The 25,809-nt window shown below is 55.1% G+C and carries 18 protein-coding genes and 3 pseudogenes; 8 read left to right on the plus strand and 13 right to left on the minus strand.

Annotation, left to right across the window (positions count from 1 at the left end; translation table 11 throughout):
• Positions 1-52: 52 nt before the first annotated feature.
• The 3 genes from ACQ86O_RS11300 to trxC all read right to left on the minus strand — a co-directional run bounded on the left by ACQ86O_RS11300 (position 53) and on the right by trxC (position 4,008).
• On the minus strand, positions 53-2,704 hold the full coding sequence (locus ACQ86O_RS11300; protein ID WP_431225281.1) for a bifunctional acetate--CoA ligase family protein/GNAT family N-acetyltransferase: 2,652 nt from the start codon (positions 2,702-2,704) through the stop codon (positions 53-55).
• A gap of 80 nt (positions 2,705-2,784) precedes the next feature.
• The gene (locus ACQ86O_RS11305) at positions 2,785-3,477 is read right to left on the minus strand and encodes a tRNA-uridine aminocarboxypropyltransferase (protein WP_431225282.1); all 693 of its coding nucleotides are present in this window, start codon (positions 3,475-3,477) and stop codon (positions 2,785-2,787) included.
• Positions 3,478-3,588: 111 nt separating this feature from the next.
• On the minus strand, positions 3,589-4,008 hold the full coding sequence (gene trxC, locus ACQ86O_RS11310) for a thioredoxin TrxC (RefSeq protein WP_431225283.1): 420 nt from the start codon (positions 4,006-4,008) through the stop codon (positions 3,589-3,591).
• Between the two features lie 911 nt (positions 4,009-4,919).
• Here trxC and ACQ86O_RS11315 point away from each other — a divergent pair.
• Entirely contained in the window at positions 4,920-6,038 is a 1,119-nt protein-coding gene (locus ACQ86O_RS11315) for a tRNA/rRNA methyltransferase (protein WP_431225708.1), read from the plus strand.
• A 62-nt stretch (positions 6,039-6,100) separates the two neighbouring features.
• Here ACQ86O_RS11315 and emrB read toward each other — a convergent pair whose 3' ends face one another.
• From emrB to ACQ86O_RS11340, 5 genes and pseudogenes are all read right to left on the minus strand, one after another.
• Positions 6,101-7,636: a multidrug efflux MFS transporter permease subunit EmrB gene (gene emrB / locus ACQ86O_RS11320; protein ID WP_431225284.1), complete on the minus strand. Its 1,536-nt coding sequence runs from the start codon at positions 7,634-7,636 to the stop codon at positions 6,101-6,103.
• 17 nt (positions 7,637-7,653) lie between these two features.
• Positions 7,654-8,826, minus strand: a complete 1,173-nt coding sequence (gene emrA / locus ACQ86O_RS11325; RefSeq protein ID WP_431225285.1) for a multidrug efflux MFS transporter periplasmic adaptor subunit EmrA — start codon at positions 8,824-8,826, stop codon at positions 7,654-7,656.
• Positions 8,827-8,847: 21 nt separating this feature from the next.
• Positions 8,848-10,298 (minus strand): annotated as a pseudogene (locus tag ACQ86O_RS11330) (efflux transporter outer membrane subunit).
• A 22-nt stretch (positions 10,299-10,320) separates the two neighbouring features.
• Positions 10,321-10,842: a transcriptional repressor MprA gene (gene mprA, locus ACQ86O_RS11335; RefSeq protein ID WP_431225286.1), complete on the minus strand. Its 522-nt coding sequence runs from the start codon at positions 10,840-10,842 to the stop codon at positions 10,321-10,323.
• A gap of 405 nt (positions 10,843-11,247) precedes the next feature.
• A pseudogene (locus ACQ86O_RS11340) lies at positions 11,248-12,446 on the minus strand (MFS transporter).
• 103 nt (positions 12,447-12,549) lie between these two features.
• Between ACQ86O_RS11340 and ACQ86O_RS11345 the strand changes: the two are divergent.
• The gene (locus tag ACQ86O_RS11345) at positions 12,550-13,428 is read left to right on the plus strand and encodes a LysR family transcriptional regulator (protein ID WP_431225287.1); all 879 of its coding nucleotides are present in this window, start codon (positions 12,550-12,552) and stop codon (positions 13,426-13,428) included.
• Positions 13,429-13,457: 29 nt separating this feature from the next.
• On the opposite strand, the gene proX is transcribed toward ACQ86O_RS11345, so the two are convergent.
• The 5 genes and pseudogenes from proX to ACQ86O_RS11370 form a co-directional block, all read right to left on the minus strand.
• Positions 13,458-14,459 carry a glycine betaine/L-proline ABC transporter substrate-binding protein ProX gene (proX, locus tag ACQ86O_RS11350; protein ID WP_431225288.1) on the minus strand — a complete coding sequence of 334 codons (1,002 nt, stop codon included), beginning with the start codon at positions 14,457-14,459 and terminating at the stop codon, positions 13,458-13,460.
• A 71-nt stretch (positions 14,460-14,530) separates the two neighbouring features.
• Positions 14,531-15,652: a glycine betaine/L-proline ABC transporter permease ProW gene (gene proW, locus ACQ86O_RS11355; RefSeq protein ID WP_431225289.1), complete on the minus strand. Its 1,122-nt coding sequence runs from the start codon at positions 15,650-15,652 to the stop codon at positions 14,531-14,533.
• Positions 15,645-16,847, minus strand: coding sequence for a glycine betaine/L-proline ABC transporter ATP-binding protein ProV (gene proV / locus ACQ86O_RS11360; protein ID WP_431225290.1), 1,203 nt, complete (start codon positions 16,845-16,847; stop codon positions 15,645-15,647). The genes proW and proV overlap by 8 nt, the downstream gene beginning before the upstream one ends.
• A gap of 632 nt (positions 16,848-17,479) precedes the next feature.
• Positions 17,480-18,279 (minus strand): annotated as a pseudogene (locus tag ACQ86O_RS11365) (DeoR/GlpR family DNA-binding transcription regulator).
• A gap of 36 nt (positions 18,280-18,315) precedes the next feature.
• Positions 18,316-19,212: a sugar kinase gene (locus ACQ86O_RS11370; protein WP_431225291.1), complete on the minus strand. Its 897-nt coding sequence runs from the start codon at positions 19,210-19,212 to the stop codon at positions 18,316-18,318.
• Positions 19,213-19,440: 228 nt separating this feature from the next.
• Between ACQ86O_RS11370 and yihU the strand changes: the two genes are divergently transcribed.
• From yihU to ACQ86O_RS11400, 6 genes are read left to right on the plus strand one after another with little or no spacing between them, the layout of a single operon-like run.
• Positions 19,441-20,331: a sulfolactaldehyde 3-reductase gene (yihU, locus tag ACQ86O_RS11375; RefSeq protein WP_431225292.1), complete on the plus strand. Its 891-nt coding sequence runs from the start codon at positions 19,441-19,443 to the stop codon at positions 20,329-20,331.
• 48 nt (positions 20,332-20,379) lie between these two features.
• Entirely contained in the window at positions 20,380-21,243 is an 864-nt protein-coding gene (locus ACQ86O_RS11380; protein ID WP_431225293.1) for a class II fructose-bisphosphate aldolase, read from the plus strand.
• 47 nt (positions 21,244-21,290) lie between these two features.
• Complete coding sequence (locus ACQ86O_RS11385; RefSeq protein WP_431225294.1) at positions 21,291-22,079, plus strand: aldose epimerase family protein; 789 nt, start codon at positions 21,291-21,293, stop codon at positions 22,077-22,079.
• A gap of 23 nt (positions 22,080-22,102) precedes the next feature.
• Positions 22,103-22,333 (plus strand): hypothetical protein, encoded by a 231-nt coding sequence (locus ACQ86O_RS11390; protein ID WP_431225295.1) that lies wholly within the window; start codon positions 22,103-22,105, stop codon positions 22,331-22,333.
• A 27-nt stretch (positions 22,334-22,360) separates the two neighbouring features.
• On the plus strand, positions 22,361-23,704 hold the full coding sequence (locus tag ACQ86O_RS11395) for an L-fucose/L-arabinose isomerase family protein (RefSeq protein WP_431225296.1): 1,344 nt from the start codon (positions 22,361-22,363) through the stop codon (positions 23,702-23,704).
• A 55-nt stretch (positions 23,705-23,759) separates the two neighbouring features.
• Positions 23,760-25,787: an alpha-glucosidase gene (locus tag ACQ86O_RS11400; protein WP_431225297.1), complete on the plus strand. Its 2,028-nt coding sequence runs from the start codon at positions 23,760-23,762 to the stop codon at positions 25,785-25,787.
• The last annotated feature ends 22 nt before the right edge of the window (positions 25,788-25,809 follow it).

A 25,809-nucleotide genomic window follows, 5' to 3' on the forward strand; every position in this document is an offset into this window, starting at 1 on the left:
GTGCGTATGTTTTGGCGTTAAGTGATGGATTTGTATTACATTGCGACTGAGGTCACGGCGTTAAACCCTCCTGCAGTGGCAGGGTTAAATTGACAATCCCTTCATCAATTTGCACGTCGACGACAAAACCCAGTTTTTGAGCCAGCGTGACCATGCCACGGTTATTCGGCATCGTAATGCCGGTCAGGCGGGCCAGACCCTGCGCACGGGCATAACCGATCATTTTCATCAGCAACTGCCGCCCCAAGCCCAGGCCTTTCAGATCGGAACGCACCAGCACGGCGAATTCTGCGTCAGTGTTGTCCGGATCTGACAGCGCGCGCGTCACGCCAATGATCTCTTCGCCGCTACGTACTGCCACGAAAGCCATCTCCCGATCGTAGTCGATCTGGGTCATGTTCGCCAAATCGTCATGGCTAAACTCGTTGATCTCACTAAAGTAGCGGTAATAGAGATCTTCCTTGGTGACGCGATCGATAAAGTGCTTCAGCGCGGGTTCATCTTCCGGCAGGATAGGGCGGAACAGGCATTGTGAGCCATCTTTTAATTCAATGCGCTCTTCCAGCTCATGAGGATAAGGGCGGATCGCCAGTCTGGCCTGCGGATCACCACTAAACGGGGCAAGCTGCATTGAGACATCCAGCAACGTAAATTCACTGCCAGAAGCCAGTACCGGGTGAATATCGAGCCGAGAGATCTCAGGACAATCCAGGATTAAGTTGGAAACCTGCACCAAAAGGCGGCTTAGCCCAGGAATATCGAGCGGGCGTAATGCGCTGCGCCCACGGATCTTGCCTCCTTTTACCGCCTGCAAAACCAGATAACGTGCCAACGCCATATTCAGAGGTGGCAGCGCGACGGCGACCTGGTTTTCCTGCCGCCATTCGATCCCACCTTCGCCCAGCATAATTAGTGGGCCGAAAATAGCATCCTGCTCCACGGCAATACGTAATTCCTGTGCTCCGGCCCGGTTGGCCATGCTCTGCACCAAGAGACCATGTATGCGGGCTTGCGGATAAGTCCGCTTCACACGATCGAGGATCGCCTCTGCTGCACGCTGCACTTCGGTAGCGGTGCGTAGATAAAGCATGACCCCTTGCACCTCTGATTTGTGCGAGATATCTGGAGAGCGGAGCTTCAACGCGACCGGGTAGCCAATCTGCTCGGCAATATGCACCGCTTCGGCGCTATCACCGGCGATCCAGGTAGGCAGCGTACTTAGACCGTAAGCCTGCAAAATAGGCTGGACTTCATGCGTATCCAACTGGCTGGCGCCTTCGGCCAGCGCCTGATGGATCAGTTGGTGTGCTGCGGCGGTATTGGCGGTAAGCCCCACCGGCAGCGCCGGGGTTTCTTTTAGCTGTTTCTGGTTACGGCGGTATTCCACCATATGCATAAACGCGGTGACGGCACCTTCTGGCGTGCGATAGGTCGGGATCCCGGCTTCAGTAAATAGTCGGCGAGCTTCCTGCGAGGAGAATTCGCCGCACCAGTTGGTCAGCAGTGTGATGCGTTTGCCACGCGGGTGTTGGCGGATGGCCTCAATCAATCGTTCAGCGGTTTCAGTACCTGGAGAGGCCGCGCTAGGGGCGTGGATAAGCAGCAGAGCATCGTAATCGTGGCTGTCGAGCAAGGGTTGCAGAGCCGCCAGATAACGCTTGGGCGTGGCGTCATCACGCAAATCAATAGGGTTACCCGCTCGAATAAACTCCGGCAGGGCAGCGCTAAGTTTTTCCTGCGTTTCTTCCGCCAGCGTGGCCAACTTGCCGTTGCGGGCAAGCAGCGCATCCAACGCCATGGCTGCCGGTGCTGCGCCATTGCTGATTATCATCAACCGCTCACCCCGGAGCGGGTGCATATGGCTCAGGGTTTCCACGGCAGAAAATAGTTCGTGAGTATCCTGCACGCGTAACAGACCGGCGCGTTGGATAGCGGCATCATAGGCCGCATCTAATCCCTGCTGGCTGTTGAGCAGCACCTGAGCCTGCTGGCTACGGCCACTCTTGATGACCAGGATGGGTTTATTGCGTGACGCGCTGCGGGAGGCAGAAAGAAAGCGCCGCGCGTCACTGATGTTTTCCAGGTACAGCAGAATGGCGCTGGTTTTGCTGTCACGTGCCAGAAAATCGAGCAGGTCGTCGACGTCAATATCCAGGCTGTCACCCAGCGCAATAAAATAGGAAAAGCCCACTTCCCGCTGTTGTGCCCAGTCCAGAATGGTATTGGCTACGGCAGCAGACTGCGAGATAAACGCCAGCTTCCCTTTCTGAATGGGGACCGGCGAAAAGCTGGCGTTGATGCCTTGCCAGGGGGCGAGCAAGCCCAGGCTGTTTGGCCCAAGCAGGCGCATTGAATAACGCTGCGCCGTCGCCTTGAGTTCAGCGAGCTGCTCCACCGGGGAAGAAAGCACAATGGCGGTTTTACAGCCCCTTTCACCGAGGGATTCTATCAGTGACAGGTTACGCTTTGAGTTGGTGCACAGTACGGCCAGGTCAGGAGTCAGCGGTAGGCTGGCAACGTCGGGGTAAGCCATTACGCCGCATACTGCCTTGTAGCCAGGGTTTACCGGCAGCACCGGGCCGGTGAAACCCCCAGCCAGCAGGTTGCGCATCATCAGATAACCAGCACGACCGGGTTGCTGTGAAGCGCCGATAACGGCAATCGATTTGGGGCGTAATAGCGCTTCTAACCCTCTCTGGCTCATATGTAGCTCCTGATAAGACCAGCCCTTTCAGGATTTAGTGTCTGAAAGGGCAAAGTTATCGTTTGATTCTAGGCGCTTTACTACCGGTTTGCTGTGACCGATGCCTCTGGGCGGCAAGGTTTCCCGGCCAGATACTGTTCACGAAAGTAGTTGAAATGCTGGCTGAGGCCGCTGGCCGCTGATTCATCACCAGCCTGTTGCAACAGGGCGGCGGCGACTTCAGCGGTGCAATGTTGTTCGGTGCGGCTGGCTTCGCGCAATTGATAACCGGAAGCGGCCAATACGTTCAGCGAGAATACCGGGAACTGATTCAGATAGGGGCTTTTACGAAACATCTTGCGGGCTTCCGACCAGGTGCCATCAAGCATGATAAACAACGGCGGTTTACCCCCTTTTGGCAGGCTGCTGAACACCGGGCGTTCAGCATCGGCATAGGATGCCGGGAACACAACATAAGGCTGGCGGGCCGGATCGTTAATGGCTTCCAGCAGGCCCGGATCAATCTCGGTTCGTGACCAGAGAAACGCTTGGGTATCTGGCAGGATATCGGCGATCAGGCGGCCAGTATTGCTGGGCTTTAGCGGTTCTGCGCCGAACATGATCAGGCAGAAGCGGCTATTGGCTAGTTGCGGTTTGATGGTGGCACACAGGCAATTTTGCTGCGGCAGTAAACAATTCTGACAGCGCACGGCGCGGCAACCACGGGCCCGAAAGGGGCGGGTAGCATTATCTAAACGGAATTGGCGCAGACGGAGTACGGCGTTGTCAGTCATAACTATCCTGAGAAAACCGCCATTGTAGCGCAGAAAAAAGCCCGGCGGGAGGGGCCGCTCGGGCTTTAGATAACCTGATCGACCACCGCGGCTTATGTCGCCGCTGCGGCACTAAATTAACTCGTTGAGCCAGTTATCAAAGGGCGCTTTTGGCATTGCACCATTGAGCATATCGACCATTTTGCCTTCGCGGAACAGCATGATGGTTGGGATGCTGCGGATACGGAAACGTGCACTCAGCTCAGGCTCGGCTTCGGTGTTGACCTTTATAAAACGCACTTTGCCAGCACGTTGTTCGGCCACCTCTTCAAAGATGGGCGCAAAGCTGCGGCAAGGGCCACACCAGGGAGCCCAGAAGTCGATCACTACCGGCAAATCGTCTTGCAGCAGTTGGTCCAGATTGGCGGCGGTGGCGTTGATCACTTCTCCGTCAAACAATTCATGACCGCAGCGGCCACATTTGGCACCATCGGCCAGACGCTCTTCAGGGACTCGGTTGGTGGCATTACAAGCTGCACAAACTGTATTCATAGTTACCTCGGTACGGGAGAACCTAATATCCCGCAGAACATTGGGCTGGTTTCTGTAATGGGACTTATTATCGTCATAACCGTGGGGGTGAACAAAGTGGTTTATTCGATGAATACAATAGTTATAGCCGTTATCGATCGAGACGCAGCATGGTTAACTGCACTGGCTGCGGCTTGAAATCCCTAAAATAGTCACCAACGGTTATGCCGACTGCCATTTTGCTTCGGAAGAATCTAATGGTTCAAGCAAGTGTTGGTTGTGACCCGGCTAATATCCGCGATATTGGTATTTTGTTAACCGGGTTGTTATCAATGTATTTTAAACTGTCAGAATGAATTTGGCTGTGGATGCCCTGTTATTTTTGATTTCAGTCGCATGATAGGTAAGTTAATTGTTACTGAAATTTCATTATGACATTGAATGGGCAATGTATACGGTTGTTCAAAGATAAGGGAAAACACCACCAATAATAAGGCGTTTTAAAATATACGATGAATGATCCAGCAGACTCTCAGGTTGCAGGTAGGCCGGTCTGTAGGGCCGTCGTGCTTTGGGTTTCTCGCGGGGATTTTGGCCTGTTGGTGTTTGGCCTGCGCTTTTTTCCCCTATACCCGCTTAGATCGTTTAGAATGTGGGGAGTGTTTGTGGCCCCTTTGCATGATAAGCGGCCTAAGGCCTTGAGCAAGATATACCGCCCGCGTGAAATGTGAACTTACTCTTACCGCGGTCAGCACGTCTTCACGAAAAGCCCATCGCTGCCTTTATATCAGGTCATATCATGGGCAAACCGGCCTGCGGTCATCCGCACCACCACTGTTTACGTGAAGTTTCAAGCTGTCGCAATTGCCATATGCTTGATGCTTCCTACTGAATATATGTAGGAAAAACCAATGTCATCCAAGAAACCACCGATGGACGAAGAAAATTTAAATCGTGCCAGCAAAAACAACGGCAACCCTAGCACCAGTAAAGTCAAAGTGATGTACGTCCGCGGTGACGACGACAGCGGCGACAGCCGTAACAAGAATAAGCGCCCGGAAGGCAAAGGCCGCCCGGCTGATAATGCGCGCTCGGGCCGTGCTGGTCAGGATAAATCGCGTGGTGGTGATCGCTGGGGTTCAGACTCCCGCCGCAATAGCAATGAAGGCGATCGTCCTCGTCGCCCGGCGCGCACGGAAGATCGGGGCGGCTATGAGTCACCATGGAAAACCGTATCCCGTGGCCCAGAAGAAGAACCTGCGTTCGATCATGGTGGCATCAGCGGCAAAAGCTTTATCGATCCTGAGCAACTGCGCCGTCAACGAGCAGAAGAAACCCGGGTCTACGGTGAAAACGCCTGTAAAGCTCTGTTCGCCAGCCGCCCCGATGCCATCGTTCGTGCATGGTTTGTGCAATCCGTCACGCCACGTTTCCGTGAGGCGTTGCGTTGGATGGCTGCAAACCGCAAGGCATACCACGTGGTAGATGAAGAAGAACTGGCGAAAGCGTCCGGTACAGAACATCACGGTGGCGTGTGCTTCCTGATCAAAAAGCGTCAAGGTCTGGATGCGCAGACTTATCTGCAGAGCGCTCCTGCCAAAGATTGTGTGCTGGCACTGGAAGAAGTGGGCAACCCACATAACCTGGGTGCGATTGTTCGTTCTTGCGCGCACTTTGGCGTGAACGGCGTATTGCTGCAGGATCCCGCGGTGTTGGAGTCTGGCGCGGCTGTTCGTACCGCAGAAGGCGGGGCAGAGCACATCAAGGCGATTAATGCCGATGATTTCCTGTCTGTGCTGGATACTTTCCGCAAGGCCGGTTATACCATTGTGACCACTTCCAGCCATAAAGGTACACCGTTGGCACAGGCCAAGTTGCCGGTCAAGATGGTATTGGTGCTGGGCCAGGAACGTGATGGTCTGAGTGACAGCGCCTGGCAGCAGGGTGATATGAGCGTGTCTATCGGCGGGACTGGCAAAGTGGAAAGCCTGAACGTTTCGGTAGCAACCGGCATTTTGTTGGCTGACTGGTGGCGCCAGAACCAGGCGTAATGGCTTACGCCGTATAAAAAAACGGGCGCCTTTTGAGGTGCCCGTTTTGTTTGGTGAACAGATCAGTGGGCACCGCCCCCGCCGCCTCCGGAACTGAATGGAGGTTTGGCGAACCACACCAGCGCCAGCAATATCAGGAACACCCCCGCCGATAGCCAGAAAATCTCGTTTGCCGAGATAATCAGCCCCTGAGCAGTGATTTCTTTAGCGATATACGCCGAAGCCTGTTGTTTGCTCATGCCAAGCTGCTCCAACTGGCTGTACATCTCCTGCGACTGCGGGTTAAACGGATTCACAAACTCCGTTAACTGCGCATGGTGCATCGACTCTCGCCTGGTCCATAGCGTGGTGGTGATCGAGGTGCCGATAGAACCTGCCAGGGTTCGGGTAAAGTTCGACAGGCTTGATGCTGCCGCAATGCGTTCCGGCGGTAACCCGGACAAGGTTATGGTCGTCAGCGGCATAAAGAAGCAGGCGATCGCAAAACCTTGAATAAACTGTGGCCACGCTGAAGCACCAAAATCCATACCCGGTTCAAACGTGTAGGCGCGCCAATAGAAGCACACGGCATACATGATGAAGCTGAAGGTGACCAGGCGGCGCATATCCAGCCGGTTACCAAAGCGGCCGATAATCGGCGACAGCAACACCGGGATCAATCCCACTGGGGCGGACGCCAGGCCTGCCCAGGTGGCGGTGTAGCCATATACCTCCTGTAGCAATTGCGGCAACAGCACAATCGCCCCGAAATACAGCATATAGGCCAGGCTGATACACAGACAGCCGATGGTAAAGTTGCGCGATTTGAATAGCGACAAATCCACTACCGGGTGATCATCCGTCAGCTCCCACACCACCAGGAATACCAGCGCCACTACCGCGACCACCGTCAGAACAATAATCTCGGTCGAGTTAAACCAATCCAGCTCTTTACCCTGATCAAGCATGATCTGCAGCGAACCGATGCCGACCACCAGCAGAACCAACCCGACGGTGTCGATCGGTTTGATCTCGGTTTTGGTTTCCCGGCCTTTTAGCGTCGACATGGCTACCAGGATCACAAACAGCCCGATGGGGATGTTGATGAAGAAGATCCAGCCCCAGTGATAGTTATCACTGATGTAACCGCCCAGGATCGGCCCGAAAATCGGCGCAACGATCACGGTCATCGACCATAGCGCCAGGGCCATTGAACGCTTGGCGGGAGGGTAGTTATTCAGCAACAGACTCTGCGACAGCGGGATCAGCGGCCCGGCGACGATCCCCTGGATCACGCGAAAGAAGATCAGCATGCCCAGGCTGTTGGAAATACCGCACAGCCAGGAGGCGAGGGCAAACAGCGCCGTGGACCATAAGAACAGGCGCACTTCGCCAACCCGTTTCGCCAGCCAGCCGGTGATCGGAATGGAGATGGCGTTAGCCACCCCAAACGAGGTGATCACCCAGGTGCCTTGCGAGTTGGAAGACCCAAGATTACCCGAAATAGTCGGTATTGCCACGTTGGCAATGGTGGAGTCCAGTACCTGCATAAAGGTCGCCATGGCAAGCGCGACCGTCATCCAGGCAAGCTGGGCACCTTCAAGCGGCTTTTGTGCCAAGGTAGCCTCCCGCTCGCTTAACCGGCGTTTGCATGGATCACATCGGCGATCATCTGATTAACCGGTGCCAAATCCAGTGCCAGCGCGCTGGTTTCGTAGCGCGGTTTTTCACGCACTGCATCAGCGAGCACCAGCCCGTCCAGATTAGTGGTATCTACCGTTACCAGCGTTGAGAGGCCGATACGTAATGGGTGATCGGCAACCTGTTGTGGGTCCAGCTCGATACGCACCGGTAAACGCTGAACCACTTTGATCCAGTTACCGGTGGCATTTTGCGCAGGTAGCAGGGAGAAGGCACTACCAGTCCCCATATCGATACCAACAACTTTACCTTTGAACACCACGTCACTGCCGTAAACGTCACTGACGACGGTAGCCGATTGGCCGATACGCATATTGGCGATCTGGGTTTCTTTGAAGTTGGCATCTATCCAGATATGGTCCGCCGGCACTACCGCCATCAGCGGAGTCCCAGGAGATATCTGCGCGCCAACCTGCACGCTGCGGCGTGAAACAAAGCCGGTGATTGGGCTGAGGACACGGGTACGTTGCAGGGCCATCCAGGCGTCACGCATCTGTGCTGCCGCCTGCAAAACGGCGGGTTGCTCCGCCAGCGGGGTATTGAGCACCATCGCCTGATTGGCATTATATTGTTGTACCGCGACTTCGAGCGCGGCTTTGGCACTCTCTGCCGCATCGCGCGCGTGTTGCAGTTCTTCGCGGCCAATCGCATCAACGTTGCCCAGCACTATACGGCGCTTGAGATCGTTTTCAGCTTTGCTCAAATCCGTTTTGCGCAGCGCGATGTTAGCCTGGTATTGCTTGCCATTGATCACCAACTGATGCGTCTGGCGCACGCTGTTGGCCAATGCCGTTTTGGCCCGCTCAAACGCCTGCTCGGCATCGGTGGGATCGAGGGTCAGCAGCACATCCCCTTTGCGGACGAAATCAGTGCTATCAAATGTCACACTGTTTACGCTACCGGATACCTGGGTCATGATCTGTACCTGGTTCCCAGCCACATAGGCGTTATCTGTTTCCTGATGATGACGCAACACCAGGAACCAATACACTAAATATGCCACCCCAATAACAACAAAAATAACCGTCAGCAGCAGCAGCCAAAATTTACGCTGCCGCTTTTTGCCTGCCGGTTGCTGCGGGGTTTGAGTCTCCGCGCTTGCACTCATGGTATTCTCCACGCTCATTAATTATGCTTTCGGATCCGCCATTGTCGGGGCCTGATAACCGCCCCCCAACGCGCGAACCAATCCTATCTTCGCCTGCATCATATTACTGCTGGCATTCAGTTCTGCCTGTTGCTGCTGTAATAGCTGCATCTGGCTGGTCAACAGTTCATCACGTCCGATAATCCCTGCCTGATAACGGGCGTTGGCGACTCGGTACACCTCCTGCATGGATTGGGAGGCCGAGGCGGCTTGCTGCAACTGTTTGGCACTGCTCTGCTGGATAGTAATGGCATCTGCCGTTTCCTGTACCGCATTCAGGATAGTTTGGTTATAGGATTCCACCGCCTGATCATACAACGCGGATTCCTCACCTAACTTGCTGCGCAGCGCGCCAGCATGGAAGATTGGCAAGGATATTGCCGGTACCACCCCCAGGCCTGGCTTGCTGCTTCAAACAGATTTGGGCTGGTGCCACCGATGTTGGTGGTTGTCAGGCCCGCAAATGCCGAGATCGACAGACTGGGGTAAAACTCTTTGCGTGCCGCACTGACTCGTTGGCTGTAAGACTCCACCAATTGGCGCTGTGCCGTGATATCCGGGCGTTTACCCAGTAAATCGGCGGTCAGTTCCCCTTTGGGCGCTAACAGATTTTCCGCAGGTAATGCCACAGGATGCAGTGACTGCATCGCATTAGGGCCAAGGCCTGCCAGCGCAGCCAACTGATGTTTGCGTTGTTCAATCTGGGATTGCAACTGGGTGATTTGTTGTTTGGCGCTGTCAGCCTGTGCCTGGGTCTGTTGCGGAATTTCAACCCCGTAAACCCCGGCTTTATACTGTTTCTGGCGCAGATCGGCTAAGTGCTGGTTGTTATCCACAGACTGTTTCAGGACCAACTCTTGCGCATAATTTGCCTGTAGTTGGTAATAAGCTGAAGCCACCGAGCTGGTCAGTGTCAACGCGGCCTGCGCCTGCTCGGCACGGGCGGCATCCACCTGTGCCTTTGCCGCATTGACTTGATTGCGATATTTGCCCCACCAGTCAAACTCATAGGCCAGATTCAGGCCCAGCGAGTTGGAAGATTCATACACCGGGTTAGGGAGATAACCAAAACCCAGATTGGTGTTTTGTGCCAACCGCTGGCGGTTGATGCTGCCATTGAGATCCAGATTCGGGCCGTTGGCTGCGCTGGCTTCACCGACCACGCTTTGGGCTTCACGCACGCGGGCGGCGGCCTGTTTCAGTGAAGGTGAGCTCTGTAGCGTCTGGGCCATCAAGGTATCAAGCTGAGGATCGTTCAAAGCACGCCACCACTGCGGGCTTACGGTCAGCGAGCTGGCTTTCGGCTGGGCAAGTTGCAGGTGCTGTGGGTCCATCAGTGTGGATTGCGGGGCGATATTGTCGCTAGATGCGCACCCCGCCAGCAATAAAACCGCGAACAGCGGGGTGAATCTCCAGTTTAACGGGGATCGCATAAATAGATTACCTGAACAGAAACTATTGGGATAACTGTTCTGAAACTTCCATCTGATCAAGGCGTACCAACAATTTGCGCGTCAGTGCTTCAAGCTGCTGCTGCTCATCGTCGTTCAGCGTGGACCAAAGGAAATGCAGACATTTATGCTGCGGTGGCAGCAATTGCTCAAGAAACGCTTCCCCTGCCTGGGTCAGATGCAAATGCAGACACCGGCGGTCATGGTCGCTTTCCCGGCGCTCAATCCATCCACGTTTCTCGAGTTCATCGGCAATGCGGGTGGCATTGGTGCGCGACGAACCCAGGGCTGAGCTTAGCTCAGAAGGCTGAATGCTGTGGTTCTCCTGCGCATCCAACGTAATGAGGGCCATAAACAAGGTTTCGTTAATTCCCTGCGCTTTCAGCATTTTATTGCGATTTTCCAGCAATTTACTTTGCATATGCATGCACAGACGAGTCAGCAGAATTTCCTGATAAGGGAAGTTTTTCTGGCGCTTGGCACGGCAATTAAGCATTTGCTCAATGGGCGTAAACGAGCTTTCCATAATTTGGGGCCTCATTAATTTCGTTTGGTATAGTAACGATAGTGATTAATAATGTAAATCTTCAGCAAGCGGAATAATTTAGCAATTCGTGTCATTTGTAAGTTGTTTGTAAAGATAAAACTCTACAAATCGTGTGGTTTACCAATAGCAACACAAATCGCGCTTTCCTGCGGGCAGAGATTGGTAAGTTTGTCTTACTGAATTAGGCGGGTGCTTCGGCATTCTGTGTCAACCGGGGTAACAGCAGGGAATATGTAACTTGGGGTAACAATGTCGTTTTACGGTAATTCGCGGCACAGGAAGTATAGGACACCAATAATTCATCCCGATAACATTACCAGACTGTGAGTAATGTTTATACCCTGAGCCGCTAATAAATTTCTTATATTATTATATGCTTGCTAATTAAATGCTTGCAGGTCCTTGTGGATCATGACGTTTTCCCCGCCACCAGGTCAGCAGATTAAGCACGCACAAGATACCGCCTACTCCCGCTACCCCATTCCAGCCTGCGTTCTGATAAGCCGCAGCGGAAAGCACCGAACCCACGGCCCCACCAATGAAATAGCTGGTCATATAGCCTGCGGTCAGGCGGTTACGGGCTTCTGGCATGATGCGGTAAATCACGCTTTGGTTAGTGACATGGATCCCTTGCACCGCCAGGTCCAGCACCAGAATACCGATAATCAATGCCCAAAGGGATTCCTTAGCCAGCGCGATAGGGATCCAGGAGAGCAGCAACAGTACCAGCCCGACGCTGGTGGTCAACCCCGCTTTGCCTTTATCGGCCAGATGCCCGGCACGGGACGCCGCCAGAGCACCAGCTGCGCCCACTAAACCAAACAGCCCGATCACCCCCTCGGAATAGCTGAACGGGGGGCCGCCAGCAGGAAAGCCATTGATGTCCACAAGACGCTGAAGTTGGCGAACGACAGGGCCCCCAGGATGGCGCGGGTGCGCAGTAACGGCGTAAAGAAGAACAGTGAAAAGATGGATTTCAGCAATTGCGGATAATTCAGCCCTGAATGCAGCTTATAACGCGGTAGCGCTCGCCACAGGATCAGTGCCATCAGGATCATCAAACCGCTGGCAACCCAGTAAATGGTACGCCAGCCGCCGAGGGTGGCCAGAGCACCGGCGACGGTTCGGGCTAACAGAATGCCGAGCAACAGGCCGCTCATGATGATGCCAACGGTTTTACCGCGTTTCGCCGGATGGGCCAGGGTTGCGGCAAGCGGGACCAGCAACTGGGCCACTACCGAGAACAGGCCGGTAAGCGCGGTGCCGAGGATCATCATCGAGAGCGTACTGGAAGAGGCGGTAATCAGCATCCCACCCGACGCCAGCAGTGTCATAAACACGATCAGGCCACGGCGTTCAAACATATCGCCCAGCGGTACCAGGAGCAGCAGGCCCACCGCATAACCCAATTGCGCGGCGGTAACGATAAAGCCAGCCTGATTGACGGACAGATTAAAATTTTGTGCGATGGTTTCCAGTAACGGCTGGGCGTAGTAGTTACTGGCGACTGCCAGACCGGTGGCCATGGCGATGATCAGAGTGAGTGCAGGGCTAAGGCCCGGGTGTTCGGTTTGTTGGCTCATGGGTATTCAATTATGGAAATCAGTCAGCAGAGTATCGGGCAGGACATCAGGCTAAACCAATGTATAATTTTCATCTGATCCATCTCACTTCAAGATTGATAGCATGAACCTCAAACAGGTCCGTTATGCCCTGGCGGTTGCCGAAGAACAGAGTTTTACCCGTGCCGCGCAGCGTTGCCACACGGTGCAATCCGCCCTGAGCCATCAGATTGCCAAACTGGAAGATGAGCTTGGCTGCGCGTTGTTTGAGCGCACGTCGCGCCGCGTGCAGTTGACCGCCGCTGGCCGGGCTTTTATTCAACCGGCGCAGCGGTTGCTGGCAGCAAAACAATCGCTGGTGGAGGAGGTGGTTGCTGCCGCTGGCACGGTATCTGGCACACTGACCATTGGCACCATTTCAACCATAAACGCGATTGATCTCACCGAGAAATTGGGCGAATTCCATCGCCATCATCCGGTGGTGAACATCCGGCTATACGTTGGCATGAGCGAGACTTTACTGGAGGATGTCCGCCAGCAGAAAACCGATGTGGCATTTGTCGGCATCTGGCCGGGTGACAAAGCTATGCTGCCGGTGTCGCATCGCCAGTTGACCGATGAACCCTTGGTGGCGTTGGTAGCGGCAGAGCATGCGTTGGCTAGCTGCCAACGGGTTAATCTGCAAACCTTGTCAGCAGTGCCGCTGGTGGATTTCTATAGTGGAACCGGGGCGCGGCGCCAGACCGATCGGGCTTTTCAGGCTGCGGGCATCAAGCGGCATGTCAGTTTTGAAATCGATCATATCGAATGGCTGGAGAATCTGGTGCGGCGTGGCCTGGCTGCGGGGATCGTACCGATATCTACCGCCCAACGGCTGAGTTCGTTGGTCTCTATTCCAATTGAAGATGGCCCACGCCGCCAGGTTTACTGCGTGTGGAACCAACCTTTGTCAAAGACGGCGGAGCGATTTTTGCAGTTTACAGAGATTGTGCTTTCGGAATGAGGGCGCAGCAGGCTGCGCCCGTTTGAAGGTTATTGCTTGGCGGCTTCTGCGGCGGTTTTCACCCATCCGTCAAAAGTAGCCTGGTGAGCCTTGATCCACCCATTGACATGGTTTTGGATATCGGCCTGCGAGGCTTGGCCTGAGTGCATCCGCAGGTTTTGTGCGTTCACGTCGGCAACCGGCAATTTCATGATCGAGAACAGCTTGGCAGCGGCAGGGTTGGCCTGTGCCCATTGCTTATTGGCTGCAATGTGCATTGAGCTGACCGGGAAGCCATAGTTGGCACCGTTTGGCAGCTTGGTATCCACGTTTTTCTGCTCGCCCGGCAGCGAAGAGAACGGCACCTGCAGCCAGACCACATCACGCCCAGGGACCATCACGTCACTGACCCAGTAAGGCGTCCAGGTGTAATACAGCACTGGTTTGCCCTCTTTGAAGCGGGTAATGGTATCGGCGATCATCGCCGCGTAGTTACCCTGATTGTGTTCTACCGTGTTACTCAGGCCATAGGCGTCGATATGGTGGTTAATCACCGCTTCACAGCCCCAGCCTGGCGTACAACCGGTCAGGTCAGCCTTGCCGTCACCGTTGGTATCAAACAGCTTGGCAATTTTCGGATCTTTTAACTGCTCAAGGTTGGTGATGTGATACTTATCGGCGGTTTTTTTGTCGATCAGATAACCCTGTGCGGCTCCCCCGACGTAAACCCCTTCACGATAGAATTTGTTATCGCCCCCGGCGGCCAGATACTGATCGGCATGCAGCGGATCCCAGTTCACTGCGATAAAAGTGGCATCACCAGCGGCGATCGAAGTGTAGGCTACGTTGTAGTCCACTTCACGGGGCTCTTTAACCTCATAGCCGAGCTTTTCCAACGCCTTGCTGACCAGCAGCGTCTGGAAGGTTTCCTCGGAAATCGTACTTTGTATTGGTTGTACCGAAATACCTTTTCCTGGCAAATCAGCAGCGGAAGCAACCTGTGAGCCAATCAGTGTGGTAAGGGCAAGGGCCCAGATCCCTGTGGTGCGCATAGTTATTCCTCTGTTATTGATGTGGTTTGGAGATTGCCCGCCAGAGCAGAAAGCGGCTGGCGGGAAGGGCTTCAGGCTTTTTTGATAAACGGGCGAGTGATCAACCCGATTGGCCCGTGGGTGTACCAGCGGCCCAGTCCTTTACTGCGGCGATCGCGTCCCAGTGACTGGGTGAGGCGATCGAGAATAATCGCCAGAATAACGATACCGACGCCGCCCACTGCGGCCAGCCCCATATCCAGGCGGCCAATACCCCGCAGCACCATCTGGCCCAGGCCGCCAACGGCGATCATCGAGGCGATAACCACCATCGACAGCGCCAGCATCAGCGTCTGATTCACCCCGGCCATAATGGTCGGCATGGCCAGCGGCAACTGCACTTTAAACAGCAACTGGCGTGGGCTGGCGCCGAAGGACTCGGCGGCTTCGATCAAATCTTCCGGCACCTGTTTGATACCGAGAATGGTCAGGCGCACGATCGGCGGCAGTGCAAAGATGATGGTGACCACCACGCCCGGCACGTTGCCGATACCGAACAGCATGACAATCGGTACCAGATAGACGAAGGCAGGCGTGGTCTGCATGGCATCGAGCAGAGGCCGTATCACCTTGGCGGCATGTTTGCTGCGTGCCAGCCATATTCCCAACGGCAATCCTATCAGGATGCAGAAGAACAGCGCGGTGAGGACCAACGCCAGCGTCACCATCGCCTGTGACCAGGCACCGATAGCGCCGATGGCGATCAGCGAAACCAGCGTGGCGGCTCCCATGCCGAGGCTGGATATCTGCCAGGCGATAAGGGAGAACAGCACAATAGCGATCGGGGCCGGCATGCCCAGTAACAGCTGTTGGAAACCGCTGAGGATTAAATCTACCGGTACGCGAATGCCCTGGAACAGCGGGCGGAAGTGCAGAACCAGCCAATCGATGCCCTGGGTGACCCAGGAGTCAAACGGCACCCAGGCCTTGTGGAAGGGATCGAGCAGATTAAAGTGCTCGGGCTCCACCGGGGCGCTGTTAAGCCAGTCAGCGCTCTGTGCGGCCTGATTAGCGGCATCATGAGCGCCAGGTGTGCTCGCGCTGTCTGCCGGAACGCCCGTTGACCAGGGATCGCTGCTGGTGGCAGCCTCTGTGACCGGCGCGTCGTTAGGGGGTGTGGAAGCGGTTGCCCACGGATCCTGATTATCACTCATTCGTAGGGCCCTCTTTATCTAAAGCCTGCAGCAGCATGCCTTTGGAAATGATACCGATATAGTTGTTCTCTTCCCCGACCACCGGCACGGCACAAGGTGCCTGTGCAACCAATGAAATCAGTTCGCTCAGCGGCATATCAGCCGGAACGGGCAACGGAGCTTCCAGCAAGGCGTCGTCCAGCGTCTGATTTGCTGCCAGCGCCTGCTTGAGAGAGTCTATCGATACCACCCCGATAAATTTCTGGCCGCGTTCAAGCACGTAACCGTAGTCACGGTCTTCATCACGCAGCAGTTGCAGGGCAGAGCGGGGGCCAAAACCAGGGGTTTTACGGATCAGGGCGACCGGGCGGCGTTTGGCGATATCTTTGGCACTGAAAACGTGGCTGATATCCACGCCGCGGAAGAAGGTACGGACATAATCGTTGGCCGGATTGTTTAATATTTCGTCCGGTGTGCCGACCTGAATGACTTCTCCTCCCTGCATAATGGCAATGCGATCGCCAATACGCATGGCTTCATCCAGATCGTGGGAAATAAACACGATGGTGCGCTGCTGTTTAGCCTGTAATTTGACTAATTCATCCTGCATCTCGGCACGAATTAATGGGTCGAGCGCCGAGAAGGCTTCATCCATTAACAATATATCAGGATTGTTAGCCAGAGCGCGGGCTAATCCGACGCGTTGACGCATCCCGCCAGACAGCTCATCGGGATAAGAATTGGCATAATTCTCCAACCCCACCTGACGCAATGCGTCCAGCGCTTTTTCCTGGCGTTCCTGCAAAGGAATACCCGCTAATTCCATGCCGAAAGCCGTATTATTTAATACGTTCATATGCGGCATTAATGCGAATGACTGGAACACCATGCTGATCTTATTTCGCCGTACGGTGCGCAAGGCGGCATCGGATATTTTCGAGATATCCTCGCCGTCGATCAGCACCTCACCGCGGGTGGGTTCTATCAGACGATTGAGAAGGCGTACCAAGGTGGATTTACCGGAACCGGAAAGCCCCATGATGACAAATATCTCGCCTTCTTCAATGGCCAGAGTGGCGTTCTTGACGCCCAGTGATAATCCCGTTTTTTCCAGCAGTTGATCTTTTGTCAGGCCTTTATCGATCAGCTTAAATGCCCGTTCCGGGTGTTCACCAAATATCTTATATAGGTTCTTTACTTCTAGTTTAATTGCCATGCAATTTTCTGTTTCCTGTGGTGTATTATCAAACGATAAAATTGTCCTAATAGAAAATATGAGTGCCCTATACCCTAACACACTGACATTCTGAGACAACCCTCAATGTCGATAGTGTAGATTTCATAATGTGATTATCAGGTTCTATCCGCTTTTCTGACGGTGAATAATTACCTGATGTTTGCGCGGTTAATTATCCATAATCATTAATGGGATATTGAGTGATATAACCCAAAAGTATCGGCATATATCACGGCCATTTTCCTGGCATATATGGCTTGCCGAGCGGGTAATTAATGCACGCATAATAACATTTCGCATGCATTAATTATTGGCAACGAAAACAGTGCCTTCACGGCTTATATCCCCTATGGATTTCAAGTTGGCCCACAGCCAGGCACCTGGCTCACTCATCCCCTGGTGCTTACTGGCGTCAAATGACTGGGGTGACTGGCAAATCGGCCAGGACAAATCGGTCAGGAACCGATTTGAATGCCCGTAGAGGAAATCACAATGACGTGGTTTCCCACCGCTTTGAACGCGGTGAAACGCCACCCACGGAGGGGCGAAACCCACGGAGGGGTTTCGTCATAGCAGGTAACAGCGCAGCGGTTTGAAAGGTGACAGGGATTTTAGAGCGTGGGCTCTTCGCTGTCCGTGGGCATGACCACCAGCTCAACTTGCTGCTGCTGAAGCAAGGATCCCAGCGCGGCAGGGGAGGGGTATCGGTGAATAACGCAGTCACCTGTCTGGTATTGCCGATCTCTACCGCCGCAGAAGCGTGGAACTTGGTGTAATCTGCCGCCAGCAGAATATGCCGCGAGTGCGCCATCATCGCCTTCACCACGCTGGACTCATTGACATCAAACTCCAGCAGGTCGCCATTGGCTTCTATCGCCCCTACGCTGGTGATCAGATAATCGGCGCGGAAACCCTCGACAAAGCTCACGGCACTGGGGCCGATAATGCCGCCGTTATTAGGCCGCAGAATACCGCCGGGAACCATCACTTCAAACTCGGTGTTTTTATACAGGATATGCGCCACCCGCAGGCTGTTGGTGATAATGCGCAGATGGCTGTGGTTCATCAGCGCCCGGGCCACATGCTCTACGGTGGTGCCGATGGTGATAAACACCGTGGAACGGTCCGGGATGTAGTCGGCGATGGCTTCCGCAATGGCAATTTTCTCTTGCGTATTAGACAGTTCCCGTTGCTCAAAGGCGGTGTTCACCACGCTGGAGGCGCGGCCTGCGCCCCCATGATGCCGGGTGATTAACCCTTGTTCACTCAATTTACGAATATCGCGTCTTACCGTCTGTGTTGAAACCTCCAGCAATTGCGCCAGTTCGTCGATGTTCATATAGCCGCGCTTGGCGATCAACTGAATCAGCTGATCGTGGCGTGGGTTGCCGGTAAGTTCAGTCAGACTCATGTTCCGTTCTCTTCATATTGTCTTTGATTGATCATTTTATACAAAACTGGCCAGGAAAGAGTCTGTTTGATCACAATTGGGGATGCCTGCCCGGCCACCGGGGCGGGTACACTTCAATGCGGCAACTGCATTAGCATAGCGTACCGCCAGGGCGATATCCGGTTGTGAACCCAGTGCTACCGCCAGCGCACCATGAAAAACGTCCCCGGCACCGGTGGTATCTACCACCTCAACCTTAAAGCCTGGCTGATGTTTTAGCTGGTCGTTTTCCAGCCAGAAACAGCCATGTTTCCCCTTTGTGACATAAACTTGTCCGTTTTTGTCATTTTTTGCCAACCTCAACCCGTTTCCGACATCGGTCTCTCCCGTCATGCGTGACAAACACGGTTCGGAAAAGGCGGCATGGTCGGCCAAAGCCACCAGCGGGCGGATATCCTGTGGGGTGACATCGGCATCCAGCAGGGTGGTGACACCGGCGCGGCGCGCCAGAGTGAAGGCGGTTAATGCCCCTTGATGCCAACGCACGTCTGCCAGCACGACGTCATATTGGCCAAAGTCGATACCGCTCAGCCAACCGGCTTCTTCGGGCAGGTCCGGGCTGGGATGGTTGACGATAATGCGTTCACCTTGTGCATCCACCAGCACCGCCGATTGTGAAGAACGCGCCTGCGGACAACGGCGAACATGGCCGACATTCACGCCAAAACCGGTCAGTTCGGCCAACAGAGTTTGCCCGGTGGCGTCGTCCCCGACGCGGCCAATGAAATCCACTTCGGCCCCCAGCCTGGCTGCGGCCACCGCCGCCGTAGCTGCCGGGCCACCGCCGATCTCACGGTAGTCGTTGGCGACATACTTCCCTCCGCCTTCGGGCAGTTTTTCCACGTAATACAGGCGGTCTTGCACCGTAATACCTACGCATGCGATTCGAGTCATGGTCTGGATCCCTTGTTGTTCATCCGGTGTTAATAAAACGGTGGTCACTCAAAAAAGTGGCTGCCGATCACGATGCCACCATTTTAATTTTCTCAAATGTTAAAAGAGTGACGGATGTCAATTTTTTGACTATAAATTACAAATACGATCAAAAACAGACAAAAATAGTCTGAATTGTGGTCGGTAAATTGACATGAAGACGACACAAGTAACTCACAGGAGAGAACCATGGCACAGATCGCATTTATCGGGCTAGGGCAAATGGGCACACCGATGGCCAGCAACCTGATCAGGCAGGGGCACCGGCTGAACGTTTTTGATATCAGCCCGGCAGCGGTCAACAACCTGGTAGCGCAGGGAGCCAACGCGGCGGCCAGCCCTGCGCAGGCGGCACAGGATGCAGAGTTCGTTATCACCATGTTGCCTAATGGCGATCTGGTGCGTGAGGTGCTGTTTGGTGGTAACGGGGTGTGTTCCACATTGTCACCTGCGGCATTGGTGATTGATATGTCCACTATTCATCCGCTGCAAACCGACCGCCTGATCGCCGAGATGCAGGCACGGGGGTTCAACCTGATGGATGCTCCGGTAGGGCGCACTTCCGATCACGCCAAGGCCGGGACGCTGCTGATCCTGGCCGGTGGCAGCCCCGAGCAGGTGGAACGTGCAACGCCGGTGCTGATGGCAATGGGATCGGAGCTGATCAATGCCGGTGGGCCGGGCATGGGGATCCGCGTGAAGCTGATTAACAACTACATGAGTATCGCACTCAATGCGCTGTCTGCCGAAGCGGCGGTGCTGTGTGAGGCTCTGGGGCTGTCGTTTGATGTCGCGCTGCAAGTGATGAGCGGCACACCGGCCGGTAAAGGGCACTTCACCACCTCCTGGCCGAACAAGGTGCTGAAAGGCGATCTCAGCCCGGCGTTCATGATCGATCTGGCTCACAAGGATCTGGGTATTGCGCTAGATGTGGCCAATCAACTGCATGTGGCCATGCCGATGGGCGCGGCTTCACGCGAGGTTTACAGCCAGGCTCGGGCCAGCGGGCGTGGGCGTCAGGATTGGAGTGCCATTCTGGAGCAGGTTCGAGCCGCTTCAGGCCGGGCAAGCAAACATTAATTTAATCAAAAGAGGCGTCTGATATTCAGCACGCAAAGGGGAGAAGAAATGCCTTATTTATCCGGTAACACCATGATCCAACACGCATGGGAAAACGGCTACGCCATCGGCGCTTTCAGTGCGCACAACGCAGAAACCATTCGCGCCATTTTATTGGCAGCGCAGCAGGAGCAGGCCCCCATCATGATCCAGGTGGGGCAGAAGGTGATCAGCGTGATGGGGCTGGAGCCCATGAAGGCGATGATCGATGCGTTTATGCACGACATTAGCGTGCCGGTGTGTATTCACCTGGATCACAGCCGCAGCTTCGAGCAGACCATGCAGGCGGTTCAGGCGGGGTTCCAGTCAGTGATGTTTGATGGTTCGCACCTGTCGTTCGAAGAAAACGTGCGCATCACCCGCGCTGTGGCAGACGTTGCTCATGTGCTGAATATTGGCGTTGAAGGCGAGATCGGCAAGATCGGCGGCACCGAGGATGATATTTCGGTCGATGAAAAAGACGCCCTGATCACCAGCAGCGATGAAGCGCTGAAGTTTTCTGAATCGACCACCGTGGATTACCTGGCGGTCTCTATCGGCACCGCCCATGGCCTGTATAAGCAAGAGCCCAAGCTGGCGTTCGAACGCCTGCAGGAGATCCGCGAGATCGTTAAAAAGCCGATTGTGCTGCACGGCGGCTCTGGCGTGCCGGACGATCAGATCCGCAAGGCGGTCTCGTTGGGCGTCGCCAAGGTGAATGTGGATACCGAGCTGCGCCAGGCCTTTACCCAGGGGATGACGGAGGTGCTCGATAAGGATCCGCACGAATTCGTCCTGGCGGTTTCGCTCGGCCATGGCCGTGATGTGATGCAAGCCAAGGTAGCCGAAAAAATCAGGCTGTTCGGCAGCAACGGAAAAGCCGCTCAGTTTTAAGTATCTGTTGCGCGGCGAGCTGCCGCGCTAACCAGAGGGTTCAGACTATGACAACTATTCAGCGCCAGCATTTTGGCGAGCATCAGGGGCAGGCGGTTTCCCTTTTCACGCTGACCAATGCCAACAGCATGCGGCTGTGCGTGACCGATTACGGCTGCATTATTACCCAGCTATGGGTGCCGGATCGTCATGGGCAGGCGGAAGATATCGTGATGGGGTTTGACAACCTGGCTACCTACCAGGCCGGGCACCCGTTCTTCGGTGCCATTGCCGGGCGCTGCGCCAACCGTATTGCGGGTGGCCGCTTCAGCATCGACGGCCAGGAATTTATTCTGGCAACCAACGAACTGCCCACCGGGCAGCACCTGCACGGCGGGCGGCGGGGGTTTGATAAATATGTCTGGCAAGCGCAGGAAGACGGCGATGGCATCATCTTCAGCCGCACTTCTGTGGATGGCGAAGAAGGTTACCCGGGCAACCTGCAGGTTAGTCACCGCATTGGGTTGACTGAAGACAACGTGATGACGCTGAGTTTTGAGGCGCAGACGGATAAACCGACGCTGGTCAATCTGGTGAATCACAGCCACTACAACCTGCGGGGCCACCAGCATCTGATCCACGATCAGCAGCTCAAGATCGAGGCCGATTTTATCACCCCGGTGGACGAAGCCACCATGCTGCCAACCGGAGAGATCCGCCGCGTTGCCGGCACGGCATTTGATTTCCGCAATGCCCGTCGCCTGGGGGATGCCATGCTGCACCGCCCGGCACAGGACTTTGATATGAACTATGTGCTCAAGCCGGGCGAGGGGCTTTACATCCTGCCGCCAGCCTGATTTGCCCGCAGACCGGGCGAGTGATGGAGGTACATACCTCGCTGCCGGGCGTGCAGTTTTATAACGCTTTCAAGCTTTCCAACAAAATCTGGCACGGCAAGTCAGGCCATCGCTATCAGGCATTTTCCGGCATTTGCCTGGAGACACAGGCCTTCCCAGACAGCATCCATCATGCCCATTTCGGTAACGTGGTGCTGCGCCCAGGGGAAACATATAACAGCCAGACTGAACACCGTTTCAGCACTGTGGCATAGATTTATTCGATTACTGGAAGCAATAAGATGAAAAATAAAGCAAAAGTCGGCGTGTTGGCGCTAGGCCGCACGACCTTCGACGTACCCTACGCGCAGGAGATGCTGGCGCAGGCCTGGCAGGCATTAAGCGACCTGGACATCGAGCTGGTTGGGGAACCGGCGTTGCAGTTTGATGCCGAGTCGGCCCTGCAAATGTTACCGGCGCTCAAGCAGGCGGATCTGGATCTGCTGCTGATCCTGCAGGTGACCTTTACCGATGCTTCTCTTACTACCGAAGTGGTGCGTGATTTCCCGGTACCAACCGCCATGTGGTCCTTCCCGGAAGCCCGCACCGGTGGCCGTTTGCGCCTGAACTCTTTCTGCGGGGTGAACCTGGCCTGTCACGCCCTGAGCCGTGAAGCGATTACCGTACAGACATTACACGGCCTGCCGAGCGATAGCCGCATGCTTAACGAACTGCAACAGCTGGCACAGGCAGCGGCGATCGTTAAACGGTTCAAACAGGCCAAAGTGATGGTGATTGGTGAACATCCACTGGGTTTTGACGCCTGCAACTACAACCAGCAACAGTTGCAGCAACGCTTTGGCGTTGAGGTAACACGCCAGCCAGTGTTGGACTTTATTGATGAAGTCAAAGCCTTGCCAGACAGCGTGGCCGACGCGCCGTATGCCCGCCGCGCCAACGATTTCCCTAATCTGGCGCAGATGGATCAAACGGCCACCCGTAAAACCCTCAAGGTTTATTCCGCCCTGCGCGAAAAAGCGCAACGGGAAGGGTATACCGGCATCGCGGTGCGCTGCTGGCCGGATTTCTTCACCGATTATGGCTGTGCCGCCTGTGGCGCGCTGGCATTGATGAATGAAGATAAGGTGCCGTGCGGGTGCGAGGCCGACATGTTTGGCGTGCTCTCTTCGCTGATGGCGCAGTGGGCGTCCGGCAATGCGGCGTTCAACACCGATCTGGTAGATATCGACCCACAGGATAACAGCGTGGTGTTCTGGCACTGCGGGCAGGCGCCGATCGAAATGGCCGATCGCGATGGCCCGGTGCAGGCCACCATCCACTCAAACCGCAAGCTTCCTCTGCTGTCTGAATTTGCTCTCAAACCAGGGCGTATCACGCTATGCCGCATCACTCAGGGTGAAGGCAAGCTGCGCCTGATGCTGGCTGGTGGCGAGATGATCAAGGCGCCGTTGGCCTTTTCCGGCACCGCCGGTACTGCACGGCTGGACGTGGATGCCGACACTTACCGCCAGCGCCTGATTGCGGCGGGGATGGAACATCACACTTCGCTGGTTTACGGCGAGCACCGTCCGCTGCTGCGTAAAGTGGCCAGCCTGTTGGGTTTGGACGTGATTGAGCTGACCTGAGCGTAGCGAGAGCGTTTGGGAAAATTAGCGCATTTAACTTTTTGGAGAATTGGTCATGGCTTCTCAGCAAGGTCTGGAATTATTACAACATGCGGGTGGGTTCACACTGAAATTTCAGCAGCGGGTGCTGTTGCAACACAGCGTCGATGCGCCTTGCCTGTGGATTGGGCGCGGCAAGGCGGATATCGATATGTTCCGTGGCAACTTCAGTATTAAAGACCAGCTCAGTGAAAAACTGGCGCTGACCGAGGCCAGCATTACCCCGCAGGGGCAGGGCTGGCTTATCCGTTTTAGCCGCGGTGATGTGGCGCAGAGCACGCTGGAAATTGCTACCGATGCTGAAGGGCGCCTGGAGATGCAACTGCACAACAGCGATCGGCTCAACAACCGCATGTGGCTGCGCCTGGCGGCTCAGCCGGAAGATCACGTATATGGGTGTGGTGAGCAGTTTTCCTACTTTGACCTGCGCGGCAAGCCATTCCCGTTATGGACCAGCGAACAGGGGGTTGGCCGTAACAAACAGAGCTACGTTACCTGGCAGGCCGACTGCCAAGAGAACGCCGGGGGTGATTACTATTGGACCTTCTTCCCGCAGCCGACGTTTGTCAGCAGCCAGAAGTATTACTGCCACGTAGAAAACAGCTGTTACATGAACTTCGATTTCTCTGCCCCGCAGTTCCATGAACTGGCTATCTGGCAGGATCAGGCGGTGCTGCGTTTTGACTGCGCTGATAGTTACATCAGCCTGTTGGAAAAGCTCACCGCATTGCTGGGCCGCCAGCCGGAACTGCCAGACTGGGTGTATGACGGCGTGATCCTGGGTATTCAAGGCGGGACAGAGGTTTGCCAGCAGAAGCTGGACGTGATGCGCGAACACGGCGTCAAAGTCAGTGGCATCTGGGCGCAAGACTGGGAAGGACGGCGTATTACGTCGTTCGGCAAACGCCTGATGTGGAACTGGCGCTGGGATAGCGAGCTATACCCGGAACTGGATAAACGCATTCCACAATGGAAAAAAGAGGGCGTCCGCTTCCTGGGTTACATCAACCCTTATGTGGCCATCGAGAAAGAGCTGTATGCCGAGGCGGCCGAAAAAGGCTATTTGACCAAGGATTACAGCGGTGATGATTATCAGGTCGAGTTTGGTGAGTTTTATGCTGGCGTGGTCGATCTCACTAAGCCAGAAGCTTACGACTGGTACAAGAACGTGATCAAAAAGAATCTGATCGAGTTTGGCCTCGACGGCTGGATGGCGGATTTTGGCGAATATCTGCCGACCGATACCGTAATGCATAACGGGGTGGATGCAGAAATCATGCACAACGCCTGGCCAGCCTTATGGGCCAAGTGCAACTACGACGCGCTTGAAGAAAGTGGCAAGTTGGGCGAGATCCTGTTCTTTATGCGCGCTGGTTACACCGGCAGCCAGAAGTATTCGGTGATGATGTGGGCAGGCGATCAGAACGTGGATTGGAGCCTGGACGACGGACTGGCTTCGGTGATCCCGGCGGCGCTGTCGTTGGCGATGACCGGCCATGGCCTGCACCACAGCGATATAGGTGGCTATACCACGCTTTTTGATATGAAACGCAGCAAAGAACTGCTGATGCGCTGGTGCGAGTTCTGCGCCTTCACGCCGGTAATGCGCACCCATGAAGGCAACCGCCCGGATGATAACTGGCAGTTTGATCATGACGTCGAAACCATCCGCCAGTTTGCCCGCATGAGCCAGGTGTTCAGCACCCTCAAACCTTACATCAAGCAGGCGGTGGCGCTCAATGCGCAATCCGGCTTGCCGGTGATGCGCCCGCTGTTCCTGCATTACGAAGACGATGCCCAAACCTACAGCCTGAAATACCAATACCTGTTTGGCCGCGATCTGCTGGTGGCGCCGGTGCACGAGGAAGGTCGCAGCGACTGGACGCTCTACCTGCCGCAGGATAGCTGGATCAACCTGTGGACCGGTGAACCGCACAGCGGTGGTGGCGAAGTCACGGTCGCGGCACCGATGGGCCAACCGCCGGTATTCTATCGTGCGGGCAGTGAGTGGGCCGGACTGTTTGCTTCCCTGCGGGCGCTGTAATCACAAAATTTCAGCCGCCGGT

The sequence above is a fragment of the Serratia sp. L9 genome, from assembly GCF_050632285.1.
Classification (GTDB): domain Bacteria; phylum Pseudomonadota; class Gammaproteobacteria; order Enterobacterales; family Enterobacteriaceae; genus Chania.